The sequence below is a fragment of the Enterobacter sp. RHBSTW-00975 genome, from assembly GCF_013615235.1.
GTDB lineage: Bacteria > Pseudomonadota > Gammaproteobacteria > Enterobacterales > Enterobacteriaceae > Enterobacter > Enterobacter ludwigii.
This window is the reverse complement of record NZ_CP055883.1, coordinates 2,942,111-2,956,722: the sequence shown is the minus strand read 5'-3', so window position 1 is coordinate 2,956,722 and position 14,612 is coordinate 2,942,111. Positions and strand designations below refer to the sequence as shown.

The window sequence follows — 14,612 nt, the reverse complement described above, 5'->3', positions numbered from 1 at the left end:
CCACACATTTATTGACACTATGTTCACATTCTCATGCGCACTTACCCTGAAACACTGACGGAAAACCTCACCCCGAAAGCGAACTGGCCACTGGCGTTATGCGCCGGATTGTTAGGTATTGGGCAAAACGGTTTGCTGGTCATGCTGCCGCAACTGGTCACCCTGACCGGGTTATCGCTCTCCGTCTGGGCGGGGCTGTTAATGTTCGGCTCCATGCTCTTTTTACCCGCATCGCCCTGGTGGGGACGCCAGAGCGAGCGACACGGCTGCAAGGTCGTGATGCAGGCCTCGCTAAGTGGCTATCTGGCAAGTTTCGTCGTGATGGCGCTGGTGGTCTGGGCGATGGCAAGCGGGATGATGAGTGCTGTCTGGGGGCTGGCGGGCCTGATCCTCTCGCGTACGCTGTACGGCCTGACCGTCTCAGGGCTGGTGCCCGCGGCTCAGACATGGGCCATCCAGCGCGCGGGGCTGGATAAACGCATGGCCGCGCTGGCGACCATAAGCTCCGGCCTCAGCTGTGGTCGTCTGCTGGGGCCGCCGCTGGCGGCGATGATGCTCAGCGTCAATCCGGTGGCTCCCCTCTGGTTGATGGCGATTGCACCGTTTATCGCTCTCCTGCTGGTCCTTCGAGAGGTCGCCGATCCGCCGCTGCCGCCGGTCGCGCATCAGGCGACGCGTGTGCAGGTTTCAATGCTGCCGTACCTTGTGCTGGCGTTGCTTCTGGCCGCACTGGTGAGCCTGATGCAGCTTGGCCTGTCACCGCATCTCAGCCCTCTGCTGGACGGTGACCCGCGAGAGGTCAGCCATCATGTCGCGCTGCTGCTGAGTCTGGCCGCGCTGGCAACCCTCGCTGCGCAATTTCTGGTGGTCCGTCCACAGCATTTCAGCCCGGTGACATTGCTCTGCCTGGCCGCGGTACTGATGGTGACGGGACTGGGGCTAATGTGTATTGCCGGTCTGGTGTTGTTCTACGTGGGGATTGTCATGACGTCGCTGGGAGCCGCCATGGCGACGCCGGGATACCAGCTGCTGCTGAATGAACGGCTGACCACCGGAAAAGGGGCGGGAGTGATTGCCACCAGCCACACGCTGGGCTACGGCCTGAGTGCGCTGCTGGTGCCTGTCGTCACGCGTTTATTCGGCGAGGTATTTTTAACGCAGGCCGCCTGGGTGATGGCGCTGATGTTTCTGGTGATGAGCCTATGGGTACGGGCGGTCAATCGTACCCATTTCGACCCGTCTTAATGGAGCTGGTGAGATGAATTGCCGGCAGGATCCTCATTTTGCCGCAGACGCAGGAGAGGGTCTTGCTGATAAAACTGACAGAACCGTTGCCACAGGGCCGGGAAACGGGGGGCGAAAAGCTCAGGCGCGCTAAAGAAATATTCTGACAGCACCGCAAAGCACTCCGCAGGATCGGTTGCCGCATAGGCATCGATGCTGGCGGCACTTTCGCCCACCAGATCTATCTCATCCTGGATATTATCCATTGCCGCATGCAGATCGTGTTCCCAACCTGCAACCTCACGAAGCGGGATCAGCGGTACACCGCTGGCACGATCCCCGTTGCGGGTATCCAGCTTATGCGCCACTTCGTGAATGATCAGGTTAAAGCCTGATGCGTCGAAGGAGTCCTGAATATCAAGCCAGTTCAGGATGATCGGTCCTTGCTGCCAGCTTTGCCCGGACTGCACCACCCGCTGGTTATGCACCAGGCCGAAATCGTCCTGCCATTCATCGTCCACCACAAACGGTGCAGGGTAGATGAGTACTTCATGGAAGCCATCCAGCCACTCAATACCGAGTTCCAGTACCGGCAGACAGAAAAGCAGGGCGATACGCGCGTTTTTCAGGGGATCCAGCTCGAAGCCCTGCAGCGGAACCAGACGTTTTTGCTGCAAAAAGCGATCCGCCAGTTGAACCAGTTTTGATTGTTCATCCGGCTGAAGATTAGCCAGAACAGGGATCGCCAGCGCTTCATCCCACGGCAGCGCCATATTTCGGCCAGCGTCATTCGTTTTCCAGGGCCACTTAATCATCGCTTTGCTCGCAAACTCGTCACTTGAACAAAAGGGGAAGGTAAGGTTCTGTTAAAATGCCAGACATTCTGCCACCAGGGCAACTCCAAACAGGAGAGATGTGGAGGGGATCCTACACCTTTTCTGCATGCACGTTATCATTTAGGTCACGGAGTGGATAGTGCTTTGAAAAACTGACGTTCGTTTTGTGACTCTGGTCGTCAAGCGTAAGCGCAATGAACGTTCTCTGCGCCTGTCGTTGCCTTCACTTTGTCTCACAGGTGAGACGCTTTCCTCTGAAGCGCGGTCAATGCTAAAGAGGTTTATTATTATTTGTGTAAGTATTTAGCAGGCAATTTTATTCTACGGAAACTATTATTGATTCATTATAAATACACAAAACGTCCTGTATTTAAGGTTTCACTATAACGCATTAAAAGCCGTCATTTATGTGCGCTTAAAGGAATATTGATTCTATAGAGTGGGGCTGTTTTTATTGCTATGGTTTGACGGTCAGCAAAACGATATTGTTGATACCCATTATTCCTACCTGATAATTCACGGTGCTAACGCGCTACGTATATTAATGGAGAATATATGCTGTTCAGAAAAATCGCTTTCGTTGCTGTTCCTTTACTTTTTTCCTCCGTTGCATGGGCTGATGTTGGTGCGCCATGTTGCCCTTTCAGCGATGAAAATCTGAAAGAAAATATCAAGCCACTGGATCATTCTCTGGAAAAAATCCTCAAACTGAAAGGCGTTTCTTATACCTGGAAAGAGGATAAAACAGGGGATGTCGGCTTAATTGCTCAGGATGTTGAGAAAGTCTATCCGGAGCTGGTTAAAACTAAAGGTGAAATCAAACAGGTTGATTATCAAAAGCTTGTCGCGCCATTGATTGAAGCCGTACGTGAGCAGCAGAATGAAATCAACGCGCTGAAAGCAGACGTCGCGCAATGTGCACGTAAAGCAAACTAGTCGGTTTTTGGTGTGCGCCCGCCGTGTAACCATTGCGGGCATTTCTTGTGTCGCGTAAAAAAGACAGTCTTTTGGTGAGTAACAGGGTGAATGCCGGAAAAAGCTGACAGATCTGCGTGTATTATCGATGATAGGATTAATTCAACTTTTAATTTCCTGAAGCGACCTATTAGGTGCATAAGTTTTATCTTATTGCCCATTTGAAATGATGAACTTATTGATAGTCTGAAAAAGACCCGCTTTGTCTCGCCAGGAGAGTCGTCTCTTTCACCAAATTATCGACCTCGTCGAATGATGACATCCTGAACGCTATATTGATAAGATTATTTCTCTGGGAATTATGAATAATAAATTACTCACACAGTCTCTCATTGCCGCAGGTCTGATTGCGGCAATTCCTTACGCCAGCGCGTCCAGCAATGGTTTCGACGCACGTAGCTCCGCCATGGGTGGGGTCGGTGTTGCATCGGCACACTTCGGTGCTGCCCCGCTGACCAACCCGGCGCTGCTGGCGACCTCTCGCGAGCAGGATAAAATCAGCTTGATTGCACCGTCAATCGGTGCGCAGGCCAGCGATCCGGCGAATCTGATTGATGGTTTTGATGACGTAACGACGGCATGGGATAACCTGGAAAACGCACTAGGCAGTGGCAATGAGGCGGAAGCTGCTGGCAAACTGGCTGATACCGTAGCGGGCCTGGCGGGTGAACATGCCAATGCGAACCTGGGGTTAAGCATGGTGCTGGCGGTGCCGGATGACGAATTACCGGTGGCCTTATCCGTCAACAGCTGGGCGAAAGGGCATGCACGCGCCCTGATCAGCCAGTCTGATTTGGATTATCTGGATGATGTCGCCAAAGGTATTATCATTCCGGGAAAAGATGACCTTGATAAACTCACTTCCCGTGCGGAAGGCATGGCGGCGCTGGTGACGGAATATGGCGTGACGGTTGCGCACCCCTTTACGCTCGGCGAACTGCCGGTGGGTGTTGGGATCACGCCTAAAATCCAGCGTATTGAAACCTGGAACTATAACGTCGCCATTAATAATTATGATTCATCGGATCTGCGCGACGGCAACTGGCAGCATCAAACGATGAGCGCCAATATTGACGCAGGCTTTTTTGCCTCCGTCACGCCAGAGTGGATGGTAGCTCTTTCCGCGCAGAAGCTGTTTGAAAACAAAGTGAAAACGCGTGAAATCAACGGTTATCAGCCGGCGTTTATCATTCGTCCCGAGCTGACGGCTGGTACGGCCTGGAATAACGAGCGCGTAACCCTGAGTGCAGATATCGACCTCACCCCGGTGAGCAATTTCCAGTATGTCGATAAAAACCAGTATGCAGCCTTTGGGGCAGAACTGCGTGCAGCGGACTGGGTGCAATTGCGGGCGGGCTACCGGCTGGATATGCGCGGTAACGATCGTCGTGTTGTCACCGGTGGGGTTGGCTTATCCGCCGGAGAGGCCATGCAGTTTGATTTAACGGCTATGGCCGGGCGAGATCGCACGATTGGCGGTGTCGCTCAATTTACGTTCCATTTCTGATCGAATAAAGGCCACGGGAGTGGCCTTTATTCAGCTGTCATCATCCTGATTTACCCTACTTCTGTGATTTATTATTTCAGGTGGCTTACGTGAAAAAAGAAACAAATGATGGAATAAAAGTCTATACACCGCTCGCATTGAAATTCTATGACTGGTGGGTGTTAAACATATCGAATCGCTACGCCTGGAAATGCGCCACAGAGCGTCATCTTATTCCGTATTTCAGAAACAACATGAGAAATCATCATCTGGATATCGGGGTGGGAACGGGGTTCTACCTGAATTATGCCCCGTCCCTTTGCACTGTATCTTTGTTGGATTTAAACAGAGCAAGTCTCGATGCGGCAAATGCTCGCGTGGGCAGAGACAGGATCAAAGAATCTATTCTTCATGATGTTTTCAATCCTTTTCCATCTCATCTGCATGACCAGTTTGATTCTGTTTCTCTGTTTTATCTGCTTCATTGCCTGCCCGGCACGATGAAAGAGAAATCCCCGGTTATCCGCAACGCTGCCACTGCATTAACCGATGAAGGCTGCCTGTTTGGCGCGACCATCCTCGGCGACGATATCGGCCATAACGCTTTAGGGCGTAAACTGATGGCCGTTTATAATAAAAAAGGCATATTTTCTAACAGAACCGACAATATCGAGGAGTTGCAGACGATCCTGTCAGAGGCTTTTCATCAGGTTGACATTAAAGTAGAAGGTAAAGTCGCCCTGTTTAAGGCTGCGAATAAAAAACAGGCCGCATACCGGTGAGTTAATTTCAGTGAATTGTCTTTTCACCGATAAGTAATGTGAGAGGAAATCTTCTCTTTATACTTTATTATTGTTAAGGCAATTCATGAAACCACTATATCAATACTCTCTTCTGCGCAGGGCCATTCTGGTCGCCATGCTGGGTGTAACCGGTACCTCATCTGCTACTACCCTCATTGATAAAGACACTTTTATCGACGCTAATTCTCCTGTGAATGAAAACTACCGCATCGAAAACGGTGCAACATTGTCAGTCAATGGTGCGACTACCGGAAATATTACTATCTCTGACGGGCATTTAGCCATGAATGGGGGAAGCGTAAATTTGCTGTACGGCGAATATGGTGCTACAGCAGATATAGCGGATGCGACGCTTAAGGCAGTATCGCTGGCGGGGGATTCCCGGCTTTCTCGCACGGTAATTGAGGGGCAGTTGATTACATGGCTTATGAACTTCTCTGCGACCAGTATTAGCGCACAGCAATTTTATGCTTACGAAACGCAAAGCACCGTCGAAAAAGGGTATTTCGAACAGACTGAGAGAATGTACGCGGGCGCAGTTTACCTCACCTCCAGCGAAGGTATCTTTACTGACAGCGTGATCAAGGGGATAAAAACCGCGGTCTACCTGGAAGGAAATGGTTCTGTTGATCTGATTCGATCAAGTATCTCGGCAACAGAAGGTTCTGCGTTTGATATCGCCCGAGGTAATCAAAAAATCCTGCTGCAGGGCAGTAGCGCAAGCTCGCAAACTGGTGAGTTGTTGGTTGCCCGAACGGGGAGCAGCGTTAACTTAGCACTTGATGCCAGCCACGCAGCAGGCGATGTCCGTGCCGAAGGTTCTGCCGTTGTTGACGTGGCATTAACAAACGGAAGCGTTCTTTCAGGTGGTATGACCAACGTTAACTCGCTGATGCTGGGCAATGCTTCACTTTATGAAATGACATCCAGTTCTGACATCAGGACGCTGTCAATGGCAGGGGGGATGGTGAAGTTTGCCCCGGCAGAGGCAGGTGAGCATCACACGCTGACCCTCGGTTCTCTTGAAGGGAACGGCCACTTTATGATGAACATTGATACCGAAAACGGGAGCAGCGACCTGCTGGACGTGACCGGTCATGCGGAAGGTTCGCACACCCTGCACCTGGCGGCCAGCGGACGTGAAGCTGAAAACACCGACCCGTTGACTCTTGTCCGCACCGGCGGTGGTGACGCTGAATTTGCGCTGAACGGCGGTCGGGTGGACATGGGGGCCTGGCAGCAAGAGCTGGTGCGTAACGGCAATCAGTGGGAGTTGGTTCAGGCGAAGGGCGCGACCTCGGCCTCCACCGATGCAATGCTGGCGATGGCCTCGGCACCCCAGTTTATGCATCAGGGCGAACTGAAAGTCCTGCGATCCCGTCTTGCAGTTAAAGACGCTGACAATGCCGCTGGCGTCTGGGGCACGATGCTGTACAACCGCAGCGACATTGAGGGGGCACAGGGTTCCGCTTATCGCCTGACGCAGAACGGCATGATGCTCGGTGGCGATAAAGTCACCGACACCCGCGCAGGTGAGCTGACTACAGGCGCCTATCTTAGCCAGTCGACGGGTAACATTAAGCATGCCCGCGGCGGAGACAGCAAGGTCACCGGCTACGGCGGTGGCGTATATGCCCGCCTGAGTGCAGAGAATGGCGCGTATGCCAGTACCTCTGCGCAAATCGGTCACTTCAGCAATAAACTTAATGCCCGCATGAGCGATGGTGGTACGGCGCGCGCTGGCTGGAACAGCCTGGGCTACGGCCTGATGGTCGAGACGGGCCGCCAGATTGCTGTGGGGGAAACCACAAGCCTGACGCCGTTCGTAGGGGTAAATGCATGGTTGACGCCATCCGAAAACGTTACGCTGAGCAACGGTATGACGGCAGAAACAGGTGACAACCGCTCCCTGCTGGCAGAAGCGGGGGTACGCATGAGTACCCGTCTGGACGTGGCTGAGATGGCGGTAACGCCCTACGTGACCCTTGCAGTGCAGCAGGAACTTGTAAAAAGTGGCAGCACGCAAATTAATGATGCGTATGACTTCACCAACGATTTCACCGGCACGGGCGGTACCATTGCAGGAGGGATCAGCGTGGCAATTGCCCCAACGGCGAGCGTCTGGCTGGAAGCGGAGTATGGTAAAAGTGAGCAGACGGAATCAGCGTTAACGGGGAACGTTGGTTTCCGCGTCGCGTTCTAAACGGACAAAGGCTTTACCGGCTCGCCGGTAAAGCCTTTTTTAATGGCTGGAGTGATAACTCACCGTCAACTGATTGCTCAGTATGGTCACCGGGGAACGAAGCGTCCCCGCTTCAGAGGCATAATATTCAAACCGAAACGGTCCTTCTGGCGCAATCCCGGCCGGGAGGGGCATTTCACCCGCCCACCCGGCTAATCTCACACAGCGTGCCGCGTTGCACAGTCGAATGCGCAATCCTGAAGGCGTAAGGCCATCCGTTTTTATCTTCCAGTGAACAGTCGTCGCGCGAGCCCCAGGAGGAAGGGGAGAAGGGCTCTGGAGCGGTTTACTTTTTACGGATTGTTGGCCGCGCGTCATCGTACCGCCAAAGCTCTCGCTGCTCCAGCTGCCACCGGCGGCCAGCGCCCACGGCGAGATCAGAAGGAGTCCCGCCAGATACGGTTTACTCATCCTTTGCCTCCAATCAGGTAGGTCATACGCACGTTACGCTGGGTATTGATCTCCTGACTGGAGAGCACCGCCAGTTGAGGGAAGATGCGGCGCAGATAACGCGACAGCATCAGCCGCAGTGCGGGGTTCACCAGCAGTACCGGCGGTGCGCCTAATCCTTCCTGATGCAGCAGCGCTTTTTCTGTCTGTTTCATCAGGTTTTCGGCAATCCCCGGCTCGATGGCGCTGCCGCTCTGGGTTGCCTGTATCAACAACTGTTCCAGCGAGAGATCAAGGCCAATCAGCTGAATATCGTCCTCGCCGGGGAACCATTGCTGTGTAATGGCACGAGAGAGGCGCGCACGCACGCGGGCCGTCAACTCATCAGCATCGCTTTGCGCGGTGGCAAACTCGGCCAGCGTATCAATAATGGTGCGCATGTCGCGGATCGGCACACGCTCTGAAAGCAGGTTCTGCAGCACTTTATGCAGGGTGGTGAGGCTAATGACCGCCGGGATCAGATCGTCAATCAGCTTCGGCGACTGTCTGGCGATTTGATCGAGCAGCTGTTGCGCCTCCTGACGACCAAACAGCTCGTCGGTATGGGTGCTGATCAGATGGTTGAGGTGCGTCGCTACGACTGAACTCGGGTCGACGACCGTGTAGCCCAGCGTCTGCGCCAGTTCGCGATGGACTTCGTCAATCCACAGCGCCGGGAGGCCAAAGGTCGGCTCCGTGCACGGCGTGCCAGGCACTTCACCCTCGGCACAGCCTGGGTTGATCGCCATCCAGCGATCCGGTTGTACCTCGCCGTGGCCAATATTGACCCCTTTGAGCAGAATGCGGTAATGCGTCGGGGCCAAATCCAGGTTATCGCGAATATGCACGGCAGGAGGCAAGAAGCCCATCTGCTGAGCAAATTTCTTGCGGATCCCACGCACACGTGTCAGCAACTGGCCCTGCTGCTCATGATCCACCATTGGAATCAGTCGGTAACCCACTTCCAGACCCAGCATGTCTTCCATTTGTACGTCGGACCACGTGGCTTCATTCACCTGGGCCACCTCGGCGTCGGTAATGTCTGAATTCGCCTGCGCCGTGCTGGATTTGTTCGTCTCGCCTTCGCGGCCACGCAACCACCAGGCGATGGCCAGTAACGTCACGGTAAACAGCAGGAAGACAAAATTCGGCATTCCGGGGATCATACCCAGCATTCCAATGACGCCTGCGGCGAGAACAATCACGCGCGGAGAGGTAAACAGCTGGCCAACCATCTGCTCACCCACGTCCTGATCGTTTGCCACACGGGTCACCACCACCCCTGCGGCGGTAGAAATCACCAGCCCGGGGATCTGCGCCACCAGCCCATCACCAATGGTCAGCAGGGTGTAGGTTTCACCTGCCAGACCCACGGTCATATCATGTTGCATGACGCCGATCACCAGTCCGCCGATGATGTTGATCGCCATAATCAACAGTCCCGCGATGGCATCACCGCGCACAAACTTGCTGGCACCGTCCATCGAGCCGTAGAAATCAGCTTCCTGTGTGACCTCTTTACGACGGCGTTTGGCTTCGTCTTCTCCAATCAATCCGGCATTAAGATCGGCGTCAATTGCCATCTGTTTACCCGGCATCCCGTCCAGTGAGAAACGAGCACCAACTTCTGCGATACGTCCTGCACCTTTCGTGATGACCATAAAGTTAATGATGATCAGGATGACAAAGACGATGATCCCGATGGCGAAGTTGCCGCCCACCAGGAAGTGGCCAAAGGCCTCCACCACCTGGCCTGCCGCTTCGGAACCGGTATGACCGTTCATCAGGATCACACGCGTGGAGGCCACGTTTAGCGCCAGGCGCAGCAAGGTCGAAAACAGCAGGACCGTAGGAAAAGCGGAAAACTCCAGCGTGTTCTGGGTAAACATGGCGACCAGCAAAATCATGATCGCCAGGACGATATTGAAGGTAAACAGCAGGTCCAGCACAAAGGTGGGCAGCGGCAGGATCATCATCGCCAGGATGGTCATGATCAATACCGGCCCGGCCAGCACTTGCCACTGGGTTTCCTTCATATTGGGTAATCGTAACTTGGTGGCGATATTGGCCATCACTCTCTACTCTCTTGTACAAAATCCATCGTCGCGGGGACGGGAAGATCTTTAGGTGTCAGCGGACGTGAGCCATAGCCTTTACGCCAGCGCTTCAGGCCATAAACCCAGGCCAGCACTTCGGCCACCGCGCTATACAGCTCGGCGGGAACCGGCGTGCCCGGGTCACAATGGCGATACAGGGCGCGCGCCAGTGGCGGTGCCTCCAGCATGGGAACCCGGTTCTCTTCGGCCAGCTCGCGAATACGCAGGGCAATCAGCCCACTGCCGCTGGCAACCACCATCGGGGCGCCCATTGCACCCTCCTGGTACTTCAGGGCGACCGAATAGTGGGTCGGGTTGTTCACCACCACATCGGCGGTGGGAACATCGGTCATCATTCTTTGCTGCGCCATCTGACGCTGCAGCTGGCGGACTCGCGCTTTGATCTGCGGGTCGCCTTCCTGATTTTTGAATTCGTCTTTGATCTCTTTAAGGCTCATGCGCAGCTTCTTGAAGTTGCTCCAGAGCTGGTAAATCACGTCGAAGGCCACCATCGGGATAAGCGATAAAATAATGACCAGCATGCAGCCAATCAGCAGGGCGCTGATATCCGCAAGCGCCATGCCCAGAGGTTCAAAAATCAGGTTGATAAACTTCGCTTTGTTCAACCACAAAAACAGCCCGCCACCGATCCCCGCCAGCAAAACCTTCAGAATGCTCTTCACCATTTCCGACACCATTTGGCCGGAGAACAGACGCTTAATGCCGCTCAGGGGGTTGAGCTTCTTAAGGTTAAATTTGATGGCTTTGGCACTCATATTCAGGCCGCCAATAATTGACGGCGTGACGAGGGCAGTAATAAACAGCCCGCCGACGAACGGCAGGATCGCCAGAAACGCCATTCCCAGTAACGCGGCCGCATGGTGCAACATATGCTGAGGATCGCTGACCAGCAGCCGGTCGAACGTTAAGCCGTTATGCAGCAAATGCTGCAGTTGCTTTGCCAGGTAATTTCCGCCCACGAGCAGCAACCCCCATCCTGCCAGCAGCATGGAAAGGCTTGTCAGCTCGCGCGAGCGGGGAACCTGGCCCTCTTCACGCGCTTTTTGCTTTCGGTGGGGTGTGGGGTCTTCTGTTTTTTCGCTGTCGTTTTCTTCTGACATGGCATAAGCCCGGCGTGATTAGAAGCCGAGTGACTCCAGCAAATCGTCCACCTGCTCCTGCGAGGCGACAATACCTTCCACGCTGGTATCAATCTGTGGACCGTTTTTCAGATGATCGTCACCGTTTTCAGCATCGGCATCGCGCTCGGTCATGTTCTCAACCAGTACGCTGATAAGCTCTTTTTCTACCGTCTCGATAACCTGCATCAGGCTTTGCAGTACCTGGCCGGTCAGATCCTGGAAATCCTGAGCCATCATGATTTCGGTTAACTGACGGTTGGTCTGCTGAGTGATATTCGGCACGGTGTGCAAGAACGTACGGGTCGCTTTTACCAGTTCACGGGCCTCATCAAGCGGCTGTGGCTCCTCGAACCATGCATCCCAGCGTTCGGTCAGTTGTGACGCGTTCTCGCTTAACCCTTCCTGAAGTGGACGCGCCACTTCTACGCTGGTGAGGGCGCGATCGGCGGCCTGAGAGGTTTTACCTACCACGTAGTTCAGGCGGTCGCGTGTGTTAGGGAACGCGTCAGCCACCTCCATGATGGCCTGCTCAAGCCCGAGGTTGGCCATGCTGTCGCGCAGCAGGCGGGTCAGTTGTCCGATACGTAAAAAGATATCTTTGGCGTTATCCGCCTGCATATTTAACGGGGTGCTCATCATCGTTACCCGAGTTTTTCAAAGATTTTGCCCAGCTTTTCTTCCAGCGTAACGGCGGTGAAAGGCTTGACGATGTAACCATTCGCACCCGCCTGAGCGGCCGCGATAATGTTCTCTTTTTTCGCTTCAGCGGTGACCATGAGCACGGGCAGTTTTGCCATGCCGGCATCGGCGCGAATGGTTTTAAGCAACTCGAGTCCGTCGACGTTCGGCATGTTCCAGTCGCTTACAACGAAATCGAAATTGCTGGCACGCAGTTTGTTGAGCGCATCCTGACCGTCTTCAGCCTCATCAATATGCTTGTAGCCCAGATCCTGCAGCAGGTTACGTACGATGCGTCGCATAGTGGCGAAATCGTCCACCACCAGAAAACGCAGGTTTTTATCTGACATGGGTGAAACTCCTTAACGTCTGACATCCTTTGTGGATGCATTTTTATAATGAAAACTGTCCAGCAGGCACTGGCTGATATCGTCAAGGTCGACGACCTTTTTCGCGCCGCCGAGGGCGATAGCTTCGCGGGGCATACCGAAGACCACACAGGTTGCTTCGCTTTGCGCCAGCGTAAACGCACCGGTTTGGCGCAAATGCAGCAGACCACGCGCGCCATCGGCGCCCATGCCGGTCAGGAGCGCGGCGCTGGCATGTTTGCTGGCCTGACGGGCCACTGAATCAAACAGAACATCCACCGACGGACGGTGGCGGTTGACCGCTGGCGCATCGCTGAGCCTCACCCGATAGCCATTGTCCTGGCCGATGATTTCCATATGCCGATCGCCTGGCGCTATCAGGGCCGTACCGGGCAAGACGGGCTCACCGTCCTGCGCTTCGCGCACGGCAATCTGGCATAAGGAGTCAAGGCGCTGGGCAAACGAGTGAGTAAACCCTGATGGCATATGCTGGGCGATAACGATCCCCGGGGTGCTGACGGGAAGCGGCATCAAAACCTGACGCAGGGCTTCGGTACCGCCCGTTGATGAGCCGATTGCAATAATGCTTTGCTGGCGGACAGGTATTCCGGCCAGTATGGGACGAGTGCGCTGACTGCGCAGGTTCAGCTTCGCGCGAGCGGCAATGCGGATCTTCTCGACCACCTGTTGGCCCCAGCTCTCAATGTTTTCTGCGGCGCGATGTTCCGGCTTAGGCAGAAAGTCGACCGCACCGTGTTCAAGCGCGCTCAGGGTGGCCTTTGAGCCTCGCGTGGTCAGGGAGGAGATCATAATGACCGGCATGGGGCGCAGGCGCATCAGGCGGGAGAGAAACTCCAGCCCGTCCATACGCGGCATGTCAATATCCAGCGTCAGCACATCCGGATTCAGCTGTTTGATCAGCTCACGTGCAATAAACGCATCCGGCGCTGTTCCTGCCATTTCCATATCAGGCTGCTGATTCACTACCGCGCTTAGCATGTTACGCATCAGGGCTGAATCATCGACCGCCAGCACGCGAATTGGGCTCACCGTATTGTCTCCGTCAGTTCATACACCGACTGCCCGCGCAGGCGCAGCGGAATATGTGAATGCGTAAAGTGTTCTGAATGGCCCACAAACAGCAGACCGCCCGGCTTAAGTAAGCGTGCAAAACGCTGCAACAGACGCTGCTGGGTCGTCGCGTCGAAATAAATCATGACGTTGCGGCAAAAAATGGCGTCAAAGGGACCCGGTACGGACCACGTCTCATCCAGCAAATTAAGTTGCTGATAATGGATAGCCGACAGCAGTTCCCGCTTCGCTTTTACCCACTCACTGTTATCCCCTGCGCCACGCAGAAAATAGTGGCGCTTTTGCGCCAGCGTCAGGGAATCCAGATCGCTCAGGCGATAGACGCCGGCTTCCGCTTTGGTCAGTACGTCAGTGTCGATATCCGACGCCCACACGCGCGGCCCGCCGATGGCGGCCCCCAGTTTCTCATCCAGCGTTATGGCGATAGAGCAAGGTTCTTCGCCGGTAGACGCGGCGGTACACCAGACGCGATAGCCGTTGCCTCGTGTGCGCGCATGTTCCGCCAGAATCGGAAAGTGATAGGATTCGCGGAAAAAGGAGGTCAGATTAGTGGTGAGCGCATTAATAAAGTTTTGCCACTCCGGATGCTCTGAATGCGATTCAAGCAGGCCGATGTACTCGCTGAAACTGGTGAACGCCAGCGTACGGACGCGACGCGAGAGACGATTAAAAATCATCTCTCGCTTTTGGGCGTTGACGACAATTCCCGCGCGCTTATAGATTAATTTGCCGACACGCTGTAATTCGCTGTCAGATAAAGAGAGCGTATTAAGGGATAAGCGTGCAGGAATGCTGTTAATTTCACTCATAGAAAGTGGATTGGCCTTAAACCGGGGTGTTCATTATTTCCTGATAGGCGCCGATCATTTTATTCCGCGCCTGCATGCCAAAACTGAATGAAATAGAAGATTTCTGCATTGCCAGCATTACATCGTTCAGGCCGATATCGCTACTCCCGGACATCCATTGCTGTGTTTTGGTTTTCGCATCGACCTGCGTTTTATTTATTTCATTAATGCTGTTAAATAACGCATCAGAAAACGAGGGCATGTCGCCGTGCGAGGTTTTACGCAGGTTCGACGGGCCACTGACCTGCTGCGTCTGCGTCTGAATTTGATCGAGTACGCCACGCATTAAAGTTGCTGACATTGTTCAATTCCTGATTGAAGAGATAAAAAACGGGTGTTGGTTGCACATCTTTTAAACGTCGACAGCTTAACACGTGAATAAAAACGTCAGAA

At 54.1% G+C, this 14,612-nt stretch carries 14 protein-coding genes; 5 read left to right on the top strand and 9 right to left on the bottom strand.

Annotation, left to right across the window (positions count from 1 at the left end):
- The first annotated feature begins 33 nt into the window (after nucleotides 1–33).
- Nucleotides 34–1,245: an MFS transporter gene (locus tag HV340_RS14225; RefSeq protein WP_063924768.1), complete on the top strand. Its 1,212-nt coding sequence runs from the start codon at nucleotides 34–36 to the stop codon at nucleotides 1,243–1,245.
- Here the strand turns inward: HV340_RS14225 and mtfA are convergent.
- Nucleotides 1,242–2,039 (bottom strand): DgsA anti-repressor MtfA, encoded by a 798-nt coding sequence (gene mtfA / locus HV340_RS14220; protein ID WP_014170764.1) that lies wholly within the window; start codon nucleotides 2,037–2,039, stop codon nucleotides 1,242–1,244. The two genes, HV340_RS14225 and mtfA, sit on opposite strands and share 4 nt — an antisense overlap.
- Nucleotides 2,040–2,615: 576 nt before the next feature.
- On the opposite strand from mtfA, the gene HV340_RS14215 reads away from it, so the two are divergent.
- The 4 genes from HV340_RS14215 to HV340_RS14200 all read left to right on the top strand — a co-directional run bounded on the left by HV340_RS14215 (nucleotide 2,616) and on the right by HV340_RS14200 (nucleotide 7,527).
- Nucleotides 2,616–2,996: a tail fiber domain-containing protein gene (locus HV340_RS14215; RefSeq protein WP_025203729.1), complete on the top strand. Its 381-nt coding sequence runs from the start codon at nucleotides 2,616–2,618 to the stop codon at nucleotides 2,994–2,996.
- A 340-nt stretch (nucleotides 2,997–3,336) separates the two neighbouring features.
- A complete protein-coding gene (traF, locus tag HV340_RS14210) occupies nucleotides 3,337–4,542 on the top strand; it encodes a conjugal transfer protein TraF (protein ID WP_181216053.1) in 1,206 nt (401 codons plus the stop codon).
- Between the two features lie 89 nt (nucleotides 4,543–4,631).
- Nucleotides 4,632–5,303, top strand: coding sequence for a class I SAM-dependent methyltransferase (locus tag HV340_RS14205; protein ID WP_181216052.1), 672 nt, complete (start codon nucleotides 4,632–4,634; stop codon nucleotides 5,301–5,303).
- A gap of 85 nt (nucleotides 5,304–5,388) precedes the next feature.
- Nucleotides 5,389–7,527, top strand: coding sequence for an autotransporter outer membrane beta-barrel domain-containing protein (locus HV340_RS14200; protein ID WP_181216051.1), 2,139 nt, complete (start codon nucleotides 5,389–5,391; stop codon nucleotides 7,525–7,527).
- A gap of 39 nt (nucleotides 7,528–7,566) precedes the next feature.
- Here HV340_RS14200 and HV340_RS14195 read toward each other — a convergent pair whose 3' ends face one another.
- Genes HV340_RS14195 through fliE form a run of 8 tightly spaced genes read right to left on the bottom strand, consistent with a single transcriptional unit; the run spans nucleotide 7,567 to nucleotide 14,520 of the window.
- Nucleotides 7,567–7,977, bottom strand: coding sequence for a flagellar protein FlhE (locus HV340_RS14195; RefSeq protein WP_181216050.1), 411 nt, complete (start codon nucleotides 7,975–7,977; stop codon nucleotides 7,567–7,569).
- Nucleotides 7,974–10,067, bottom strand: a complete 2,094-nt coding sequence (gene flhA / locus HV340_RS14190) for a flagellar biosynthesis protein FlhA (protein ID WP_025203734.1) — start codon at nucleotides 10,065–10,067, stop codon at nucleotides 7,974–7,976. The genes HV340_RS14195 and flhA overlap by 4 nt, the downstream gene beginning before the upstream one ends.
- Nucleotides 10,067–11,212 (bottom strand): flagellar biosynthesis protein FlhB, encoded by a 1,146-nt coding sequence (gene flhB / locus HV340_RS14185; protein WP_025203735.1) that lies wholly within the window; start codon nucleotides 11,210–11,212, stop codon nucleotides 10,067–10,069. Before flhB ends, flhA begins: the two co-directional genes overlap by 1 nt.
- Before the next feature lie 18 nt (nucleotides 11,213–11,230).
- On the bottom strand, nucleotides 11,231–11,869 hold the full coding sequence (cheZ, locus tag HV340_RS14180) for a protein phosphatase CheZ (RefSeq protein WP_080337631.1): 639 nt from the start codon (nucleotides 11,867–11,869) through the stop codon (nucleotides 11,231–11,233).
- Between the two features lie 5 nt (nucleotides 11,870–11,874).
- Complete coding sequence (gene cheY / locus HV340_RS14175) at nucleotides 11,875–12,261, bottom strand: chemotaxis response regulator CheY (protein ID WP_025203737.1); 387 nt, start codon at nucleotides 12,259–12,261, stop codon at nucleotides 11,875–11,877.
- Nucleotides 12,262–12,273: 12 nt separating this feature from the next.
- Nucleotides 12,274–13,329 carry a chemotaxis response regulator protein-glutamate methylesterase gene (locus HV340_RS14170; protein WP_025203738.1) on the bottom strand — a complete coding sequence of 352 codons (1,056 nt, stop codon included), beginning with the start codon at nucleotides 13,327–13,329 and terminating at the stop codon, nucleotides 12,274–12,276.
- Nucleotides 13,326–14,180: a CheR family methyltransferase gene (locus HV340_RS14165; protein ID WP_025203739.1), complete on the bottom strand. Its 855-nt coding sequence runs from the start codon at nucleotides 14,178–14,180 to the stop codon at nucleotides 13,326–13,328. Before HV340_RS14165 ends, HV340_RS14170 begins: the two co-directional genes overlap by 4 nt.
- A gap of 16 nt (nucleotides 14,181–14,196) precedes the next feature.
- Nucleotides 14,197–14,520: a flagellar hook-basal body complex protein FliE gene (gene fliE, locus HV340_RS14160; RefSeq protein ID WP_040017905.1), complete on the bottom strand. Its 324-nt coding sequence runs from the start codon at nucleotides 14,518–14,520 to the stop codon at nucleotides 14,197–14,199.
- Between the last annotated feature and the right edge of the window lie 92 nt (nucleotides 14,521–14,612).

Excerpts from the sequence above, each read along its gene's own strand:
- flhB (WP_025203735.1), bottom strand. The coding sequence starts at position 11,212 with ATGTCAGAAGAAAACGACAGCGAAAAAACAGAAGACCCCACACCCCAC.
- HV340_RS14195 (WP_181216050.1), bottom strand. The coding sequence starts at position 7,977 with ATGAGTAAACCGTATCTGGCGGGACTCCTTCTGATCTCGCCGTGGGCG.
- fliE (WP_040017905.1), bottom strand. The coding sequence starts at position 14,520 with ATGTCAGCAACTTTAATGCGTGGCGTACTCGATCAAATTCAGACGCAG.
- traF (WP_181216053.1), top strand. The coding sequence starts at position 3,337 with ATGAATAATAAATTACTCACACAGTCTCTCATTGCCGCAGGTCTGATT.
- cheY (WP_025203737.1), bottom strand. The coding sequence starts at position 12,261 with ATGTCAGATAAAAACCTGCGTTTTCTGGTGGTGGACGATTTCGCCACT.
- HV340_RS14200 (WP_181216051.1), top strand. The coding sequence starts at position 5,389 with ATGAAACCACTATATCAATACTCTCTTCTGCGCAGGGCCATTCTGGTC.
- HV340_RS14165 (WP_025203739.1), bottom strand. The coding sequence starts at position 14,180 with ATGAGTGAAATTAACAGCATTCCTGCACGCTTATCCCTTAATACGCTC.
- cheZ (WP_080337631.1), bottom strand. The coding sequence starts at position 11,869 with ATGAGCACCCCGTTAAATATGCAGGCGGATAACGCCAAAGATATCTTT.
- HV340_RS14215 (WP_025203729.1), top strand. The coding sequence starts at position 2,616 with ATGCTGTTCAGAAAAATCGCTTTCGTTGCTGTTCCTTTACTTTTTTCC.
- flhA (WP_025203734.1), bottom strand. The coding sequence starts at position 10,067 with ATGGCCAATATCGCCACCAAGTTACGATTACCCAATATGAAGGAAACC.
- HV340_RS14225 (WP_063924768.1), top strand. The coding sequence starts at position 34 with ATGCGCACTTACCCTGAAACACTGACGGAAAACCTCACCCCGAAAGCG.
- mtfA (WP_014170764.1), bottom strand. The coding sequence starts at position 2,039 with ATGATTAAGTGGCCCTGGAAAACGAATGACGCTGGCCGAAATATGGCG.